The sequence below is a fragment of the Ruegeria sp. SAZA006 genome (assembly GCF_059613465.1).
Map to the genome: position 1 here is coordinate 479,737 of NZ_JBXWSO010000004.1, position 15,323 is coordinate 495,059.

Below are 15,323 nucleotides of genomic sequence, written 5' to 3' on the forward strand. Positions count from 1 at the left end.
ATGAGACTGAAACTCGTACCCGAAAACACCTCGTTCGATTTTTTCAGCCGCTGGAAGCTGTGGCTGGGCATCTCGGGCCTGATGATGGTTATCGCATTCGCTTCGTTCATGCTGCAGGGTTTGAACTTCGGGATCGACTTCCGGGGCGGTACCACGATCCGGACGCAGAGCACGCAGGAACTGGACGTCGGAGTTTATCGCGACGCCATTGCGCAGCTGGGCCTCGGGGATGTCACCATCACCGAGATCTTCGACCCGACGTTCGGGCCTGATGAGAACGTGGCCATGATCCGCATTCAAGCGCAGGACGGTGCCGAGTCTGTCACGGCCGACACCATCGCGGCAGTCGAAGGCGCCTTGCAGGCGGTAATCCCAGATATCCAGTTCGTTTCGGTGGAATCCGTGGGCCCGAAAGTCTCGGGCGAGCTGATCCAAACAGCTGTGATTGCTGTGGTTCTGGCGATCGGAGCGGTGCTGGTCTACATCTGGCTGCGGTTCGAATGGCAGTTTGCGCTGGGAGCGGTCGCCGCGCTGGTGCATGACGTGTTGCTGACGATCGGTATTTTTTCCGAGCTGCAGATCCGGTTCGACCTCGCGATTATCGCCGCGCTTCTGACAATCGTCGGTTACTCGCTGAACGATACTGTGGTCGTGTTCGACCGGGTGCGCGAGAACCTGCGAAAATACAAGAAGAAGGACCTGAAAGAAGTTCTGAACATCTCGATCAACGAAACGCTCAGCCGAACCGTCATGACGTCGGTCACCACGTTGCTGGCACTTGTCTCGCTGTATGTGCTCGGCGGCGACGTGATCCGCGGGTTCGTCTTCGCGATGATCTGGGGCGTGATCGTGGGGACCTATTCGTCGGTCTTCGTGGCCTCGACCATCCTGCTGTGGCTGGGGGTCAAACGCGATTGGTCCAAGCCGTCGAACACGGCTGGCAACCAGTTTGCCAATATTGATGCCTGATGTGTTCGGCCAATCCCCAACGGGATTGGCCGTCATCATTTTTGCAGCCCTCGCGGGCGGAGTCGTTCGTGGGTTTTCCGGGTTCGGCACCGCGCTGATCTTTTTGCCGCTGTCGACGCCCTATCTTGGTCCGTTCGGGGCTTTGATCGCGTTGACCTGTATGGATGTCTTCGGGCCACTTCCCAATCTGCGCCGCGCCTGGGTTGATGTCGACAAACGCGATCTCGTGCGACTTGTCGTCGGGTGTGCACTTTTGCTGCCGGTCGGACTGTCGATATTGACCCGAGTCCAGCCTGAGGTTTTTCGCTACGCCGTCAGTCTTGTGACCCTGTTCATGCTGGTCGTGCTGATTTCGGGGCTGCGTTACAACGGCGCAGTCCGGCGCAACATGGTAACTGCCATCGGCGCTGCGGCAGGCTTTTTGGGGGGCGTTGCAGGCATTCCGGGTCCGGCGGTAATCCTGTTCTACATGTCTCGCCCGTTGCCTGTGGCAATTGTTCGGGCCACCATCCTGCTGTTCCTTCTGGCCTTTGATTTTCTGATCTTCGGGTATCTCGCCGCGTTCGGGCAATTGACTTGGTCGACTGTCGGGCTCGGGCTGGCGCTTGCCGTTCCGAATCTGGTGGGAAATTGGCTGGGCGGCTGGATGTTTCAGCCTGCCAGAGAACGGGTCTACCGCGTGATCGCCTATGCAGTCATCGCTGCTGCGGCCTTGTCGGGCTTGCCGCTTTGGGGATAGAAGATCACATGCGCCTGAATGAGATCACATATACCAACGCAGTTCCGATCGATGGCTATGGGCCGGGATTCTTCCGCATAGGCGGCGAGGTTCACGAAGGCAGTGTGCTGACAGGCCCCGGGGGCACCGGGTCGTGGGGCGGTTTCACGGACAGCCAGAGCCTTCTTGAACTGGCCAATCAGGTTGACGTTCTGTTCATCGGCACCGGCGCTGATCTGTCTCACATACCCTCTGATTTGCGGTCGACCCTCGAAGACGCCGGCATCGGGGTTGAGATCATGAACTCGCCCGCCGCCTGCCGTACCTACAACGTGCTCTTGTCCGAGGGGCGCCGTATCGCTCTGGCCCTGTTGCCAGTCTGACCGCTTCATCTGGCCCCAAATATCCCGGGCAGCGTGAGGGGCTGGCCCCTCACATCCCACCCGCCAACAGGCCCTGCGGCAAATCCGTCCTTTTTCCCCCGCAACCAATCGGATAAGCGGGTCTCATGACACTGACCGTGACCGACCTTGCCATCGCCCGAGGGGGTGTGCCCGTGCTCGAAGGCCTCAGTTTCGCGCTGCCCCCGGGCAAGGCGCTGATCCTGCGCGGCCCGAACGGGATCGGCAAGACCACCCTTCTGCGTACGCTGGCCGGGCTGCAACAGCCGCTCTCGGGCCGGATCGAGGGGGCCGAGGACCGGATTGCCTATGCCGCCCATTCCGACGGGCTCAAACCCACCCTGACCGTGACCGAAAACCTCACCTTCTGGGCCTCGGTCTTTGGCACGCGCGACATTCAGCCCGCCTTGGATGCCTTTGCGCTGAACGAACTGGCCGATCGTCACGCGGGCAACCTGTCTGCGGGTCAGAAACGCCGGCTGGGTCTGGCGCGTATGCTGGTGACCGGCCGCCCGATCTGGATGCTGGACGAACCCACCGTGTCACTGGACAAGACCGCGGTGGCGATGTTCGCCGATGCGGTGCGGACGCATCTGGGGCAGGGCGGCTCGGCCCTGATTGCCACCCATATCGACCTGGGCCTCGATGGTGAGGTCCTGGATGTCGGCCCCAACAAGGCGCGACCAAAAGCGCTGGATGACTTCGACGGAGGCTTCCTGTGATCGCCCTGCTGTTGCGTGACCTGAAACTGTCCTTCCGCGCGGGGGGAGGGTTCGGCCTCGGGTTGGCCTTCTTCCTGATCGTCACCGTTCTGGTGCCGTTTTCGGTGGGTCCGCAATCCTCGCTGTTGGCGACCATCGCGCCGGGGGTGCTGTGGCTGGGCGCATTGCTGGCCTGTCTGCTGTCGCTCGATCGTCTGCTGGCACTGGATTGGGAGGACGGGTCGCTCGATCTGCTGGCCACCGCGCCGCTGCCGTTGGAATCGGTGGTCACGATCAAGGCGCTGGCGCATTGGATCACCACCGGCCTGCCGCTGGTGCTGGCCGCGCCGGTGCTGGGGGTGCTGCTGAACCTGCCCGGCCCCGGTTTCGGCTGGCTGGTCGTCTCTCTGCTGATCGGCACGCCCGCGCTCAGCGTGATCGGCACTTTCGGCGCAGCCCTGACTGTGGGGCTCAAGCGCGGAGGCCTGCTGCTGTCGCTGCTGGTGCTGCCGCTCTATGTGCCCACGCTGATCTTCGGGGCCGAGGTGGCCCGTCGCGGTGCCACCGGGATGGAGGTTCAGACCCCGCTGCTGATGCTGGCCGGGATCACCGCCGCCACGGTTGCCCTTCTGCCTTTTGCCAGCGCGGCGGTTCTGCGCATCAACCTCAGATGAGTGGGGCACGTTGACCGATGTCAATTGAGATACACCCCGACTCGGACTAGATAAGGCCCATGTCGATAGCAGCCAAAGCCAACGCCCTGTGGGAATACGCCAACCCGCGCAAGTTCCTCGCCACCAGCGAGCGGGTTCTGCCGTTCTTCTGGATCAGCTCGGCCCTGTTTCTGGTCGTCGGGCTGGTGTGGGGGTTCTTCTTCACGCCGGATGACTACAAGCAAGGGTCGACCGTCAAGATAATCTACCTGCATGTGCCATCGGCGCTGATGGCCATCAATTGCTGGCTGATGATGCTGGTCACCTCGCTGGTCTGGCTGGTGCGTCGCCACCATGTCAGCGCGCTTGCCGCACGCGCCGCAGCGCCGATCGGCATCGTGATGACCCTGATCGCGCTGGCCACCGGCGCCATCTGGGGGCAGCCCATGTGGGGCACCTGGTGGGCCTGGGATCCGCGCCTGACCTCGTTCCTGATCCTGTTCCTGTTCTATCTGGGCTACATCGCCCTGTGGGAGGCGATCGAAGACCCCGACACGGCGGCGGACCTGACCTCGGTCCTGTGTATCGTGGGCTCGGTCTTTGCCATCCTCAGCCGCTATGCGGTGAATTTCTGGAACCAGGGTCTGCACCAGGGCGCATCGGTGATGCGCGCAGGCGCGATCACGGGAACGGATCCCGAGGAGAAAGTCAGCAACGTGTTCTTCTACCCGCTGCTGACTTGCATCATCGGCTTCGTGCTGCTGTTCATCGCGCTGGTCCTGTACCGGACCGGCACCGAAATCCGCGCGCGGCGCATCAAGGCGCTGCTGGCACGGGAAAGGGTAAACGGATGATGCCTGATCTGGGCAAATACGCCGAAACGGTTCTGTCGTCCTACGCGGCCTCGATCGTGCTGCTGGTGGCGCTGGTGGTTTTCAGCATCCTTCGCGGTCGCAAGGTCCGGGCCGAGATGGAAAAGATCGAACAGAGGATGTCGCGCAATGGCTAAGATCTCGCCGTTGATGATTGCTCCGCCGCTGATTTTCGGCGCCTTCGCCGTGCTTGCGGCCATCGGCATGTTCCGCGAAGACCCAAACGCGCTGCCGTCGGCCCGCGAAGGCCAGCCCGCGCCGCCCGTTGTCCTGACCGAGTTTCCAGGCAAGCAGGGGTTCGACGATGCAACCCTGCGCGACGGCCAGGTCAAGCTGGTGAATTATTGGGCCAGCTGGTGTGCTCCCTGCCGGGCCGAGCATCCGAACCTCGAGAAACTGGCGCAGGAAGGTATTCCGGTCTACGGCATCAACTACAAAGACAAACTGGCCAACGCCGACGCTTTCCTGAGCGAACTGGGCGATCCCTATGCCGCCATCGGGCGCGATGAAAATGGCCGCATGGGGTTGGACTGGGGCGTCTACGGCGTGCCCGAGACCTACGTGATCGACGGTGACGGCACGATCATCCTGCGGTTTGCCGGCCCGATCACCCAGCGCGTGATCGAGAGTACTATCCGGCCCGCATTGGAAAAAGCCGCCGCGCAGTAACGCCGAGGCTAAAGGCGATACCCGCCAGAGACGGTCAGTACCTCTCCGGTGATGAATGACGCGTCCTCGGATGCGAGGAAGCGAACTGCGCGCGCGATGTCTTCGGGGGTGCCAACACGCCCCAGCGCGGTGTTCTGAACGAACAAGTCGGTCAGATCGTCGGGTCTGGGGGCTTCGGGGATGTTGATCGCTCCGGGTGCCACCGCGTTGACGCGAATGCCGTCCGGCCCCAGTTCTTTCGCCATGGCGCGGGTCCACAAGTTCAGCGCGGCCTTGCTGGCCCCATAGGTCGCGGCGTCGCGCGGGGGAAGCTGGGCATTGACTGACGAGATACTGACAATCGACGCTCCCCGCTGCAGGTGAGGCAACGCGGCAGCCAGCAGCGCGGCCGGTACCAGCAGGTTGAGATCAAGAATGGCCCTGTGGTCCTTTTGACTGAACCGTTCCTTTGGCGTGGCCTGAACCAGCCCGGCATTGTTGATGATCACATCCAGCCGGCCGAACCTGTCGATGACGCGGCGCACCACGTCTTCTGGCTGACCTTCTTGCGTGAGATCGCTGTGCAGGGTCAGGGCCGGTCGGTCATCGGGCAAGGGCTGCGGTTCGGCCCTGTGCCACGTCAGGGCGACGCGATGATCCACGGCCAGATCAACCGCGATGGCCCTGCCAATTCCGCGAGCACCACCAGTTATCAAGGCAACTTTTTCCATGCCCCCAGCAGACCGCTTATCTGCACGGAACACAACGCGATAGTGGCTAGACCTGAAACGAAAAAGGGCGCCCGGTCGGGGCGCCCTTGTGTTCTTGGCTTTGTACCGGCTCAGCTGGCCTTGGCCAGGTTCCGCAGCACATAGTGCAGCACGCCGCCGTTTTCGATGTATTCGATCTCGGGTGCGGTATCGATGCGGCACTTGAGCGTGATGGTCTTCTCGGTCCCGTCTGCATAGGTGATGGTGCAGGGCACCTCCTGCAGCGGCTGGATCGTGTCCAGACCGTGGATCGAGAAGGTCTCGTCGCCTTTCAAGCCCAGCGTCTTGCGGTTGTCGCCTGCGGTGAACTCGAAGGGGATGACGCCCATGCCCACCAGGTTCGAGCGGTGGATACGCTCGAAGCTTTCTGCGATCACGGCCTTGACGCCCAGCAGCGCGGTGCCCTTGGCCGCCCAGTCCCGCGAGGAACCGGCGCCATACTGCTCGCCACCGATCACGACTAGCGGAGTGCCTTCTGCCTGATAGGCCATCGATGCGTCATAGATCGAGGTCTGCTGCCCATCGGGGCCTTTGGTGTAACCACCCTCGACGCCGTCCAGCATCTCGTTCTTGATGCGGATGTTGGCGAAGGTGCCGCGCATCATGACCTCGTGGTTGCCACGGCGCGACCCGTACGAGTTGAACTCGCGCGGTTGCACCTGGCGCTCCAGCAGGTATTTGCCCGCGGGGCTGGTGGTTGCAAACGAACCAGCCGGCGAGATGTGGTCGGTGGTGACCATGTCGCCCAGAATGGCCAGAACTTTGGCGCCTTCGATGTTCGAGATGGTGCCCGGCTGTGCCCCCATACCCTGGAAGTAGGGCGGGTTCTGGATATAGGTCGACGTCGGCGGCCAGTCATAGGTCTCGGCATCGGTGGTTTCGACCGATTGCCATTTCTCGTCGCCCTTGAAGACATCAGCGTATTTCGACTGGAATGCCTCGCGGGTTACGGTTGCCTCGACCAGTTCGGCGATCTCTTTCTGGGTCGGCCAGATGTCTTTCATGTAGACGTCGTTGCCGTCCTTGTCCTGACCGATCGGTTCTGAGGTCAGGTCGATGTCCAGCGTGCCGGCCAGCGCATAGACAACCACCAGCGGCGGCGAAGCCAGGTAGTTGGCGCGCACGTCGGGCGAGATCCGGCCTTCGAAGTTGCGGTTGCCCGACAGGACCGAGGTCGCCACAAGGTCGCCCTCGGCGATGGCTTCCGAGATCTCTTTCTGGATCGGGCCCGAGTTGCCGATGCAGGTGGTGCAGCCATAACCAACGAGGTTGAAGCCGATCTTGTCCAGATCTTCCTGCAGGCCAGCGGCCTCAAGATATGCGGATACGACCTGCGATCCCGGGGCCAGAGAGGTTTTGACCCACGGTTGGCGGTTCAGGCCCAAAGCCGCCGCCTTGCGTGCGACAAGGCCCGCACCGATCATCACATAGGGGTTCGAGGTGTTGGTGCACGACGTGATCGAAGCGATCACGACCTTGCCCGATTCCATGGTGTAGTCTTCGCCTTTGACCGGCACTTCCTTGCCCATCGGGCGCTTGAAAGTGTTTTCCATTTCCTGGCGGAAGGCAGCCTTGGCGTTGGTCAGGGGCACATAGTCCTGCGGACGCTTGGGACCCGAGATCGCCGGAACGATGGTGCTCATGTCCAGCGTCAGGGTGTCGGTGTAGACCGGGGCATAGTTCTCGTCGCGCCAGAAACCGTTTTCCTTGGCGTAGGCTTCGACCAGCGCGATGCGGTCCTCGTCACGGCCAGTGTTGCGCAGGTAGCGCAGGGTTTCGTTGTCGATGGGGAAAAAGCCGCAGGTCGCGCCGTATTCGGGGGCCATGTTGGCGATGGTCGCGCGGTCGGCCAGCGGCAGACGGTCAAGGCCTTCGCCGTAGAATTCAACGAACTTGCCCACCACGCCCTTGGCGCGCAGCATCTCCACGACCTTCAGAACCAGGTCGGTGCCGGTGGTGCCTTCGACCATCTCGCCGGTCAGTTCGAACCCGATCACTTCGGGGATCAGCATCGAGATCGGCTGACCCAGCATCGCGGCTTCGGCCTCGATCCCGCCGACGCCCCAGCCCAGAACGGCCATGCCGTTGACCATAGTGGTGTGGCTGTCGGTGCCGACCAGCGTGTCGGGATATGCGACTTCTTCGCCGTTCTGGTCGGTGTCGGTCCAGACGGTCTGGGCCAGGTATTCCAGGTTCACCTGGTGGCAGATGCCGGTGCCCGGCGGCACGACGCGGAAGTTGTTGAACGCGCTCTGGCCCCATTTCAGAAACTGGTAGCGCTCCATGTTGCGCTCATATTCGCGGTCCACGTTCATCTGGAAGGCGCGCGGGTTGCCGAATTCATCGATCATGACCGAGTGGTCGATGACCAGATCGACGGGGTTCAGCGGGTTGATCTTCTGGGCGTCGCCACCCAGCGCCTTGATGCCGTCGCGCATCGCGGCCAGATCGACAACGGCCGGAACGCCGGTGAAGTCCTGCATCAGCACGCGGGCTGGGCGGTAAGCGATCTCGCGCGGGTTCTTCCCGTTGTTGGCACCCCATTCGGCAAAGGCCTTGATGTCATCGACCGAGACCGAAAAACCGCCGTCCTCGAACCGCAGCATGTTTTCCAGCACCACTTTCAGCGCGGCGGGAAGCTTGGAGAAATCGCCCAGGCCGGCCTCTTGCGCGGCGGGGATCGAGTAATACGAGATGGACTTGCCATTCACGCTCAGGCTGCGGCGTGTCTTGGCGGTATCCTGTCCGACTTTGATGGGCATCTGTGGCCTCCCTCTCAAATGACGTGGAATTGGGATTCGCTGAGCGGTATCTGCATCACCAAGGCCTGCGGTTCAAGGTCCAACAGGGCGGGTGCGGCAATTTTTGTATACCATTGCACACATTTTTGCGGATTGCCGCCGAAACCTGTCTCAAGAAACCTTGATTGGCGCTTGATCCGGTGGCGGAGTACACCGGTGCTTGCAGGCCCTTCAAACCGAGAGTGAAATGAAAAGATCAGCCCTGACCACAGTTCTTGCGTCCGTATTCCTGTCGGCGTCTTCGGCCTGGGCGGACAGCCCAGTGGTGGTCGAATTGTTTACCTCGCAGGGGTGTTCGTCCTGCCCGCCGGCAGATGCGATCATGCACGATCTCGCCAAGCGCGACGACGTGATCGGCTTGGCGCTGCACGTGGACTATTGGGACTACATCGGTTGGAAGGACGAGTATGCCGATCCGGCGCATACGGACCGTCAACGAGCGTATGCGCGGCGCGGCGGCCGTTCGATGATCTATACCCCTCAGATGGTGATCAATGGACAGCAGGATGTCGTCGGTGCCAAAACCCGCGATTTGAACCGATTGATCGACGCGCATTTGACCGCCGCGCCCACCGCGTCGGTTTCGGCGCAGAGGTCCGGGAACATGGTAACGGTCCGCGTTGCTCCGGTCGATCTCGCCGCTGCGAAAAACTATGACGTGGTGGTCGTGCAATACACGCCCTTGCGCCACGCGTCGATTCGACGGGGCGAGCTGGCCGGACACGATCTGGACTACGCGAATGTCGTTGAGGAATGGCACAATGCGGGCCGATGGAACGGGTCGGCTGAACAGGATTTTCAGATCGAACTGTCTTCGGACCTGCCTGCCGTGGTTCTGATTCAGGGCACTGGCAACGGCCCGATCATCGCTTCAACAAGGGTGAAATAGATTGCGGCTCAGGGCATGTCCTGAGGCTGCACACCCAGCCCATTCCAGGCTTTCCACCGTCGGTGAATCCAGAACCATTGGCCCATGTGTTCCCGCACCATGCCTTCCAGGTCATCGTTGATGAACTGGGTCATGGTCTTGGGGTCCGTATGCGGCACCGGATCATGCAAAACGATCTCGAAATCGATACCGTTGGCTTGGCGCACCGCATAACAAGGAATGAGAACGGCATCGTATTTCATTGCCAATTCCGCGTTCAAAACCGACGTGACTGCGGGTTTGCCAAAAAACGTCAGCTCTTCACCGCCATGGGCGTGCAGGTCAGATACGATGGCGATGATGCCGCCCTTCTTGAGGGACCGAACCATTTCCACCATGCCGCGCCGGCCTTGTTCGAACATCGGCTCGCCGGTTTTGTGGAAGGCGTCGACATACATCTCGTTGAAATACGGATTGGCCATGCGGCGGTACAGGCAGCCAATCGGCTTGCCGCTGCGCGCCTGCAATGCGATCCGCGCAGCAAGGTAGTGGCCGAAATGTGCGGTGATCATCATCACCGGCCGACCTTCGGCCACCGCTTGTTCAAAGGCGGCGATTCCTGAACCTGATACTTTTGCGTTCTTCTGCCGTTCAGTGAAATCCTCGGGCGAGAAGTGTTCCATGATCGCGCGGCCCGCGTTATCGGGCACCGCACGGCAAATGCGTTTCACTTCGGTCTCGGGCAGGTCAGGGCAGGTCAGTTTCAGGTTGCTGCGCACGCGTTTGGTGAACCCAACCGCCGGAGCCAACCCGCGCACGAACGCCCCCATCGTCGCAATGCGCGGCTCATAGGGCAAAAGACGCATTGCGCCGATCATGCCTTTCAGGAACAGGTTGGCGACATAGTATTGACCAAGCTCAAAACGGCTCAGTTCCGACTTTTCGACGGGCATCGGGGGATCTCACCGGGTGTTGTGAATTGCGGATTCAGACATACAGCCGGCGCGCAACAACCACAAGTATTGTCCCGATCCCGGGTTCTACGGCATCCGAGCCAGCGGCAGGCAGCCCTTAGTCGTCATTGCCGTCGGCATCCGCTTCGACCAAGGTGATAGTGCCTGCGTCCACAAGTGTGCGGATCGCCCCGACAATCTGGGTCATGGCCTCCTCTGCTTCGGCCTGCTTGACCTTGCCGCGTTCAGCAATTTCTTCGCGCAGGCTGTCGGCCATCCGTGCGGATACGTTGGACAACAGATAGTCGACCGAGGCTTTGTCATCCTCGGCTCTTGCGCCAGCCAGAGCGGTTATCAGAAGTGATTGATCGACTTCGCGCAGGATGGCAGGCACATCCCGTGCAGCGATACGCATGGCGATGTGCGCAAAGGTGAAAATGGACTTGCGAACAGCGCTGGCGAACTCAGAATCCTCCTCGTCAAGCGCGTCCAGCAGCCCGTCACGCGTGGATGGGGGGGATTGGTTCAAGATCGCCCCGACGCGCGCGTCGGGTGAATCGGTGAAGGCCGGAACCGGGCGTTGATCGAGTTGCGCGGCCAGCGACCAGCCGATCCGTTCCACCGCCTCGGGCGTCACGTTGGCGGTTTTTGACACGGCATAGGTAATCCGTCTGGCCACCGGCCCGGGCAATTGCGCCAACAACTGTGCTGCCTTTGCCGTATCGAGCTTGGATAGCATAACGGCTGCAACTTCGGTGCTTTCCGCCTGAGCCATACGCGCGAGGTCTGCTGCAGGGGTGTCACGCAGGCGCAGCCATGGGTCACCAACCTGGCGCACACCCGCGACCTTGCGAAGCCGGGCAGCGGTCGCCGGGGCAATCTTGCCATTTACCGCGTCCAGCGCCCCGGCCAAGCCGTGAGGAAAGGCAAGTCCGACGCTGTCCAGCGCATCTGCGAATTCTTGCGCGACCGCAGCGAGGGTCACGCGGTCAACCAGCCCCATCCGGCCCAGTTGGAGGGTCAGCCGTTCCTGCAGTTCGTCGGGCAACTCCTCCAACGGGAGATCGGCCCCCTCGTTCAACAGCAGGCGTACGATGATGGCGGCCTTCTGGCCGGGCGTGAGTTGACGAGGAACGACGCGAGGGGCGTCATCCGTCTGTTTCGCGGCCGGAGCAGAATTGCCCGGCGCGGTATTTACCAAAGCATGTGAATCTTGCATCTGCCTGCGGTGTCAATTTTTGTTCCGCAGGCAGATTAGCGAGAGTCGAGTAAAGAAAGACTGAACCTAGTAGCTGTAAGTCAGCCCCGTGCGGATCGCCTCGCGCAGAGAGGCTTCGGCCCAGGTGCCTTCTCCTCCGCGTGCCTTGATCTCGCGCCATTGCGCGATGGCCAGTTCGGTTTTCCCTTCGGTGACATATCCCTGACCCATGTAGCTGCGGGCCAGAATGTTGTCAGGATTGGTTTCGATTGCGCGTTGGTAATAGGTGTTGGCCAGCTCGGCTTCGCCCATTTTGCGGTAGGTGAAACCCCAATACGTCAAAACGCGATCATCGTCTTGATCCATGACCCGCAACACGTTCTGCGCATTTTCGAACTGGCCGTCATAGGCAAGCTCGCGCACGGCCTGATACAATTGCTCTTCGCCGAAATTGGTCTTGTTCGGCTTGACGCAACGGCCGGCTGCTTCGTCATAGACGCGGCCGAACAGGCATTTCTTGGTGGTGTTTGTTGGTTTTGGGGGGCTGCTGTCACCGCCGGCGGCGCTGACCGCAGGGGCAAAGGCAAAGGTCTGAAGGGCTAGTGCCGTGGCCATCAAAAGGCGCATTGTCCTACTCCGTTCCAAGGGCTGCTCGCAAGAAGCATAGTGCGTTCTTCAAAAAAGCTAACAACCAATGGCTCGCTTTTATTCACAAGTAGGACAAGAATTCAGCTGCTGGCGTTTTTCACGCAGCTTTCCGACGCCGAATCCCAAGTCGTGCCGGGCGCACAGGATTGCGATTGCTTGCTGTGGCCCTGGCAGGCGAATGCGGACGACGCAGACAGGGCAAGGGCCAGTGCGCAGAGGGTCGTGCGGATCATGGTGGGCTCTCCTTGAACGGAAATTGCCCACCCAGCATAGCCGATTTCGGACGTTTCCGCAAAAGACAGGGGCCCGGATCGTGCTGTGCGACCCGGGCCCCAACAAAAGCCGTTCCTGCGTCGAGGGTTACTCGCCGAACACCCGCTCGAAGATCGTGTCGACATGCTTGGTGTGATAGCCGAGGTCGAATTTCTCTTCGATCTCTTCCTTGCTCAGCGCTGCGGTCACGTCCGGGTCGGCCAGCAGTTCGGTTTTGAAGTCCTTGCCTTCTTCCCAGACCTTCATCGCGTTGCGCTGCACCAGACGATAGGCGTCCTCGCGGCTGACGCCGGCCTGAGTCAGGGCCAACAGCACGCGTTGGCTCATGACCAGACCGCGAAACTTGTTCATGTTGGCCAGCATGTTGTCCGGATACACCACCAGCTTGTCGATCACCCCGGTCAGGCGCGACAGGGCGAAATCCAGGGTCACGGTGGCGTCGGGGCCGATATTGCGCTCGACCGAGCTGTGGCTGATGTCGCGCTCGTGCCAAAGGGCCACGTTCTCCATCGCCGGGATCACGGTCATGCGCACCAGCCGGGCCAGGCCGGTCAGGTTTTCGGTCAGCACCGGGTTACGTTTGTGCGGCATCGCCGACGAGCCCTTTTGGCCTTTGGAGAAAAACTCCTCGGCCTCCAGAACCTCGGTGCGCTGCATGTGGCGGATTTCGATGGCGATGTTCTCGATGCTGCTGGCGATCACGCCCAGCGTGGCAAAGAAGGCCGCATGGCGGTCGCGCGGGATGACCTGCGTGCTGATCGGCTCGGGCACCAGGCCCAGCTTTTCGCAGACATGCTCTTCGACGCGCGGATCGATATTGGCGAAGGTGCCGACCGCACCGCTGATGGCGCCGGTGGCGATCTCGGCGCGCGCGTCGCGCATCCGTGACAGGTTGCGGTCCATCTCGGCATAGAAGCGCGCGAAGGTCAGGCCCATGGTGGTGGGCTCGGCATGAATGCCGTGGCTGCGGCCGATGCGGACAGTGTCCTTGTGCTCGTAGGCGCGGCGCTTGAGAGCGGCCAGCAGGCCTTCGAGATCGGCGATCAGGATGTCGGCGGCGCGGGTCAGCTGCACATTGAAGCAGGTATCCAGCACGTCCGAGCTGGTCATGCCCTGGTGGACGAAACGGGCCTCATCGCTGCCGACATGCTCGGCCAGATGGGTCAGAAAGGCGATGACGTCATGCTTGGTGACGGCCTCGATCTCGTCGATGCGGGCCACGTCGAATTCCACGTCCTTGGCCTTCCAGACGGCCTCGGCGTTTTCGCGCGGGATGACGCCCAGATCGGCCATCGCGTCGCAGGCATGGGCCTCGATCTCGTACCAGATGCGGAACTTGGTCTCGGGCGACCAGACGGCAACCATTTCGGGGCGGGAATAGCGGGGAATCATGGGCGGCGGCACCTTTTTCGGTTGGCAATGGGTGTTGGCGCGGGTGATAGACTCGCCGGACCGTTGGGACAAGGCAGGAGACGCGGGATGAGACGGTTTGCCCTGATTTTGTTGGTTTGGCCCGGAATTCTGGCGGCCGACACGTTCCGACCGCTGACGGGCGCGCAGATTCTCAACGCCCTGTCAGGCCGGACGCTGGCCTATGACAACGGAGCCACACAGGTCTTCGAGCCGTCTATGGCCACGCAGTATTTCTCGGGTCGACCCAGCTCGGGGCGCTGGGCGGTGCGGGATGACAGATATTGTTCGATCTGGCCACCGTCTGACTTTTGGGCCTGTTACGATGTTCAGTCGGACGGTACGCGGATCCGCTTTGTGGGTGAGGCGGGCGATGCGACAGTCGGGGTATATGCAGACTAGGCGGCAATGCAGGTCGGGCTGGCCCCTGAGCAAAACTCTATAAAAACTGGACAAGCGCGGGTTGCATCGCTCATCCTCGGGACGATGACACCAACAAATAGAGATATCAGCTTGTTTAAGAAAAACCTTTTTGCCATCGGAGCGGCTTTTTGGGTCGGGATGGCGGGTGCGGGGCTGAGCGATACGCCGGTCACCTACACCGAAGGGGGGCGTGCGCTGTTTCAGTTCGATGTCCCGGATTTCTGGATGCTGCGCACGGGCGGCCCACGCGATCTTGAGGATACACAACTGGGCGATACCCGGTCCGTAAGCCGGGTGATGGCTGCGCGCCCGGTCACAGATGACTCGGTCTGGATCGGATTCGTGTCGCCGTTCGGCGTTGCCAGCATCGAGGACGGGGTCCGTTACTTGCAGGATGTCGACAAGTTTCTGGTGAAGAACCCAGAGGTGACAAGTGACGCGAACATGCGCATCGGCGGTTTGCCGGCCCGGGTCATTCGCGGCATTGGCACCCGTGACGGGCGCGGGATCAACTTCACCGCGACGGTGATCGACCTGCCGCGCAACCGTGTTGCGGTTGTAGTGACCATCCTGCGCGACGGTGCAGATCCTGGCTATGTCGAGGATCTGAATGCCATCTTCGCGTCATTCCGGTCGATGCAGTGAGGGCGTGACAATGGCAAGAACATTTTTGAAGCGATCCGTCATCGTTCTGGGGCTTGGGGCCGGTGGATTTACCCTCTCGGGCTGTGAGGGTGTCACGGTCGGCGTAGGATACGGATATGACCCGTTCTATGACTCGATGCTGTGGAACGACTATTACCGCAACGTGAATGTCGACATTGACGTGGACCGTCCTCCGCCGCCGGGTAAACCGCCGGGTGGAAAACCGCCGCCCAAACCCAAGCCGCCAATTGCGAAACCGCCTGCGCGGCCGAAACCTCCGATCGCCAAGCCGCCGGCGCGTCCTCGACCGCCCGTGGCCCGCCCACCAGCGGCACGGCCCCCGATTCACAGGCCTGCGCCACGGCGATAGTT

General features: G+C 61.5%; 19 protein-coding genes. 12 read left to right on the forward strand and 7 right to left on the reverse strand.

Annotated features, from left to right (window positions below; translation table 11 throughout):
• From secF to AC2FNZ_RS05100, 8 genes are all read left to right on the forward strand, one after another.
• Positions 1-969: a protein translocase subunit SecF gene (secF, locus tag AC2FNZ_RS05065; RefSeq protein WP_496839740.1), complete on the forward strand. Its 969-nt coding sequence runs from the start codon at positions 1-3 to the stop codon at positions 967-969.
• The gene (locus AC2FNZ_RS05070) at positions 962-1,708 is read left to right on the forward strand and encodes a TSUP family transporter (RefSeq protein WP_496839741.1); all 747 of its coding nucleotides are present in this window, start codon (positions 962-964) and stop codon (positions 1,706-1,708) included. The genes secF and AC2FNZ_RS05070 overlap by 8 nt, the downstream gene beginning before the upstream one ends.
• Positions 1,709-1,716: 8 nt before the next feature.
• Positions 1,717-2,070, forward strand: a complete 354-nt coding sequence (locus AC2FNZ_RS05075; RefSeq protein ID WP_093962441.1) for an Mth938-like domain-containing protein — start codon at positions 1,717-1,719, stop codon at positions 2,068-2,070.
• A gap of 125 nt (positions 2,071-2,195) precedes the next feature.
• Positions 2,196-2,810, forward strand: a complete 615-nt coding sequence (gene ccmA / locus AC2FNZ_RS05080) for a heme ABC exporter ATP-binding protein CcmA (RefSeq protein WP_496839742.1) — start codon at positions 2,196-2,198, stop codon at positions 2,808-2,810.
• Complete coding sequence (gene ccmB, locus AC2FNZ_RS05085; protein WP_093962439.1) at positions 2,807-3,463, forward strand: heme exporter protein CcmB; 657 nt, start codon at positions 2,807-2,809, stop codon at positions 3,461-3,463. The genes ccmA and ccmB overlap by 4 nt, the downstream gene beginning before the upstream one ends.
• A gap of 59 nt (positions 3,464-3,522) precedes the next feature.
• The gene (locus AC2FNZ_RS05090) at positions 3,523-4,296 is read left to right on the forward strand and encodes a heme ABC transporter permease (RefSeq protein WP_170402381.1); all 774 of its coding nucleotides are present in this window, start codon (positions 3,523-3,525) and stop codon (positions 4,294-4,296) included.
• Complete coding sequence (ccmD, locus tag AC2FNZ_RS05095) at positions 4,293-4,451, forward strand: heme exporter protein CcmD (protein WP_005982370.1); 159 nt, start codon at positions 4,293-4,295, stop codon at positions 4,449-4,451. Before AC2FNZ_RS05090 ends, ccmD begins: the two co-directional genes overlap by 4 nt.
• On the forward strand, positions 4,444-4,983 hold the full coding sequence (locus tag AC2FNZ_RS05100; RefSeq protein WP_496839743.1) for a DsbE family thiol:disulfide interchange protein: 540 nt from the start codon (positions 4,444-4,446) through the stop codon (positions 4,981-4,983). The genes ccmD and AC2FNZ_RS05100 overlap by 8 nt, the downstream gene beginning before the upstream one ends.
• A gap of 8 nt (positions 4,984-4,991) precedes the next feature.
• Here AC2FNZ_RS05100 and AC2FNZ_RS05105 read toward each other — a convergent pair whose 3' ends face one another.
• Positions 4,992-5,693 carry an SDR family NAD(P)-dependent oxidoreductase gene (locus AC2FNZ_RS05105; protein WP_496839744.1) on the reverse strand — a complete coding sequence of 234 codons (702 nt, stop codon included), beginning with the start codon at positions 5,691-5,693 and terminating at the stop codon, positions 4,992-4,994.
• A gap of 110 nt (positions 5,694-5,803) precedes the next feature.
• Positions 5,804-8,494 (reverse strand): aconitate hydratase AcnA, encoded by a 2,691-nt coding sequence (acnA, locus tag AC2FNZ_RS05110; protein WP_260063187.1) that lies wholly within the window; start codon positions 8,492-8,494, stop codon positions 5,804-5,806.
• A 226-nt stretch (positions 8,495-8,720) separates the two neighbouring features.
• Here acnA and AC2FNZ_RS05115 point away from each other — a divergent pair, with 226 nt between their 5' ends.
• On the forward strand, positions 8,721-9,422 hold the full coding sequence (locus AC2FNZ_RS05115; RefSeq protein ID WP_480694699.1) for a DUF1223 domain-containing protein: 702 nt from the start codon (positions 8,721-8,723) through the stop codon (positions 9,420-9,422).
• 8 nt (positions 9,423-9,430) lie between these two features.
• Here the strand turns inward: AC2FNZ_RS05115 and AC2FNZ_RS05120 are convergent, their stop codons facing one another.
• The 5 genes from AC2FNZ_RS05120 to purB all read right to left on the reverse strand — a co-directional run bounded on the left by AC2FNZ_RS05120 (position 9,431) and on the right by purB (position 13,865).
• The gene (locus AC2FNZ_RS05120; protein WP_496839745.1) at positions 9,431-10,354 is read right to left on the reverse strand and encodes a lysophospholipid acyltransferase family protein; all 924 of its coding nucleotides are present in this window, start codon (positions 10,352-10,354) and stop codon (positions 9,431-9,433) included.
• A 118-nt stretch (positions 10,355-10,472) separates the two neighbouring features.
• Positions 10,473-11,573 carry a flagellar motor switch protein FliG gene (locus AC2FNZ_RS05125; protein WP_496839746.1) on the reverse strand — a complete coding sequence of 367 codons (1,101 nt, stop codon included), beginning with the start codon at positions 11,571-11,573 and terminating at the stop codon, positions 10,473-10,475.
• A 66-nt stretch (positions 11,574-11,639) separates the two neighbouring features.
• Complete coding sequence (locus tag AC2FNZ_RS05130; RefSeq protein WP_496839747.1) at positions 11,640-12,179, reverse strand: tetratricopeptide repeat protein; 540 nt, start codon at positions 12,177-12,179, stop codon at positions 11,640-11,642.
• Positions 12,180-12,280: 101 nt separating this feature from the next.
• The gene (locus tag AC2FNZ_RS05135; RefSeq protein WP_141138470.1) at positions 12,281-12,433 is read right to left on the reverse strand and encodes an adenylosuccinate lyase; all 153 of its coding nucleotides are present in this window, start codon (positions 12,431-12,433) and stop codon (positions 12,281-12,283) included.
• A gap of 127 nt (positions 12,434-12,560) precedes the next feature.
• Positions 12,561-13,865 (reverse strand): adenylosuccinate lyase, encoded by a 1,305-nt coding sequence (gene purB / locus AC2FNZ_RS05140; RefSeq protein ID WP_170338031.1) that lies wholly within the window; start codon positions 13,863-13,865, stop codon positions 12,561-12,563.
• Between the two features lie 87 nt (positions 13,866-13,952).
• On the opposite strand from purB, the gene AC2FNZ_RS05145 reads away from it, so the two are divergent.
• The 3 genes from AC2FNZ_RS05145 (at position 13,953) to AC2FNZ_RS05155 (ending at position 15,321) form a co-directional block, all read left to right on the forward strand.
• On the forward strand, positions 13,953-14,285 hold the full coding sequence (locus AC2FNZ_RS05145; RefSeq protein WP_170587249.1) for a hypothetical protein: 333 nt from the start codon (positions 13,953-13,955) through the stop codon (positions 14,283-14,285).
• A gap of 111 nt (positions 14,286-14,396) precedes the next feature.
• Positions 14,397-14,951, forward strand: a complete 555-nt coding sequence (locus AC2FNZ_RS05150; protein WP_254444179.1) for a hypothetical protein — start codon at positions 14,397-14,399, stop codon at positions 14,949-14,951.
• Positions 14,952-14,961: 10 nt separating this feature from the next.
• Positions 14,962-15,321 carry a hypothetical protein gene (locus AC2FNZ_RS05155; RefSeq protein WP_093962428.1) on the forward strand — a complete coding sequence of 120 codons (360 nt, stop codon included), beginning with the start codon at positions 14,962-14,964 and terminating at the stop codon, positions 15,319-15,321.
• Positions 15,322-15,323: the final 2 nt, after the last annotated feature.

Excerpts from the sequence above, each read along its gene's own strand:
- secF (WP_496839740.1), top strand. The coding sequence starts at position 1 with ATGAGACTGAAACTCGTACCCGAAAACACCTCGTTCGATTTTTTCAGC.
- AC2FNZ_RS05070 (WP_496839741.1), top strand. The coding sequence starts at position 962 with ATGCCTGATGTGTTCGGCCAATCCCCAACGGGATTGGCCGTCATCATT.
- AC2FNZ_RS05075 (WP_093962441.1), top strand. The coding sequence starts at position 1,717 with ATGCGCCTGAATGAGATCACATATACCAACGCAGTTCCGATCGATGGC.
- ccmA (WP_496839742.1), top strand. The coding sequence starts at position 2,196 with ATGACACTGACCGTGACCGACCTTGCCATCGCCCGAGGGGGTGTGCCC.
- AC2FNZ_RS05090 (WP_170402381.1), top strand. The coding sequence starts at position 3,523 with ATGTCGATAGCAGCCAAAGCCAACGCCCTGTGGGAATACGCCAACCCG.
- ccmD (WP_005982370.1), top strand. The coding sequence starts at position 4,293 with ATGATGCCTGATCTGGGCAAATACGCCGAAACGGTTCTGTCGTCCTAC.
- AC2FNZ_RS05100 (WP_496839743.1), top strand. The coding sequence starts at position 4,444 with ATGGCTAAGATCTCGCCGTTGATGATTGCTCCGCCGCTGATTTTCGGC.
- AC2FNZ_RS05105 (WP_496839744.1), bottom strand. The coding sequence starts at position 5,693 with ATGGAAAAAGTTGCCTTGATAACTGGTGGTGCTCGCGGAATTGGCAGG.
- acnA (WP_260063187.1), bottom strand. The coding sequence starts at position 8,494 with ATGCCCATCAAAGTCGGACAGGATACCGCCAAGACACGCCGCAGCCTG.
- AC2FNZ_RS05115 (WP_480694699.1), top strand. The coding sequence starts at position 8,721 with ATGAAAAGATCAGCCCTGACCACAGTTCTTGCGTCCGTATTCCTGTCG.
- AC2FNZ_RS05120 (WP_496839745.1), bottom strand. The coding sequence starts at position 10,354 with ATGCCCGTCGAAAAGTCGGAACTGAGCCGTTTTGAGCTTGGTCAATAC.
- AC2FNZ_RS05125 (WP_496839746.1), bottom strand. The coding sequence starts at position 11,573 with ATGCAAGATTCACATGCTTTGGTAAATACCGCGCCGGGCAATTCTGCT.
- AC2FNZ_RS05130 (WP_496839747.1), bottom strand. The coding sequence starts at position 12,179 with ATGCGCCTTTTGATGGCCACGGCACTAGCCCTTCAGACCTTTGCCTTT.
- AC2FNZ_RS05135 (WP_141138470.1), bottom strand. The coding sequence starts at position 12,433 with ATGATCCGCACGACCCTCTGCGCACTGGCCCTTGCCCTGTCTGCGTCG.
- purB (WP_170338031.1), bottom strand. The coding sequence starts at position 13,865 with ATGATTCCCCGCTATTCCCGCCCCGAAATGGTTGCCGTCTGGTCGCCC.
- AC2FNZ_RS05145 (WP_170587249.1), top strand. The coding sequence starts at position 13,953 with ATGAGACGGTTTGCCCTGATTTTGTTGGTTTGGCCCGGAATTCTGGCG.
- AC2FNZ_RS05155 (WP_093962428.1), top strand. The coding sequence starts at position 14,962 with ATGGCAAGAACATTTTTGAAGCGATCCGTCATCGTTCTGGGGCTTGGG.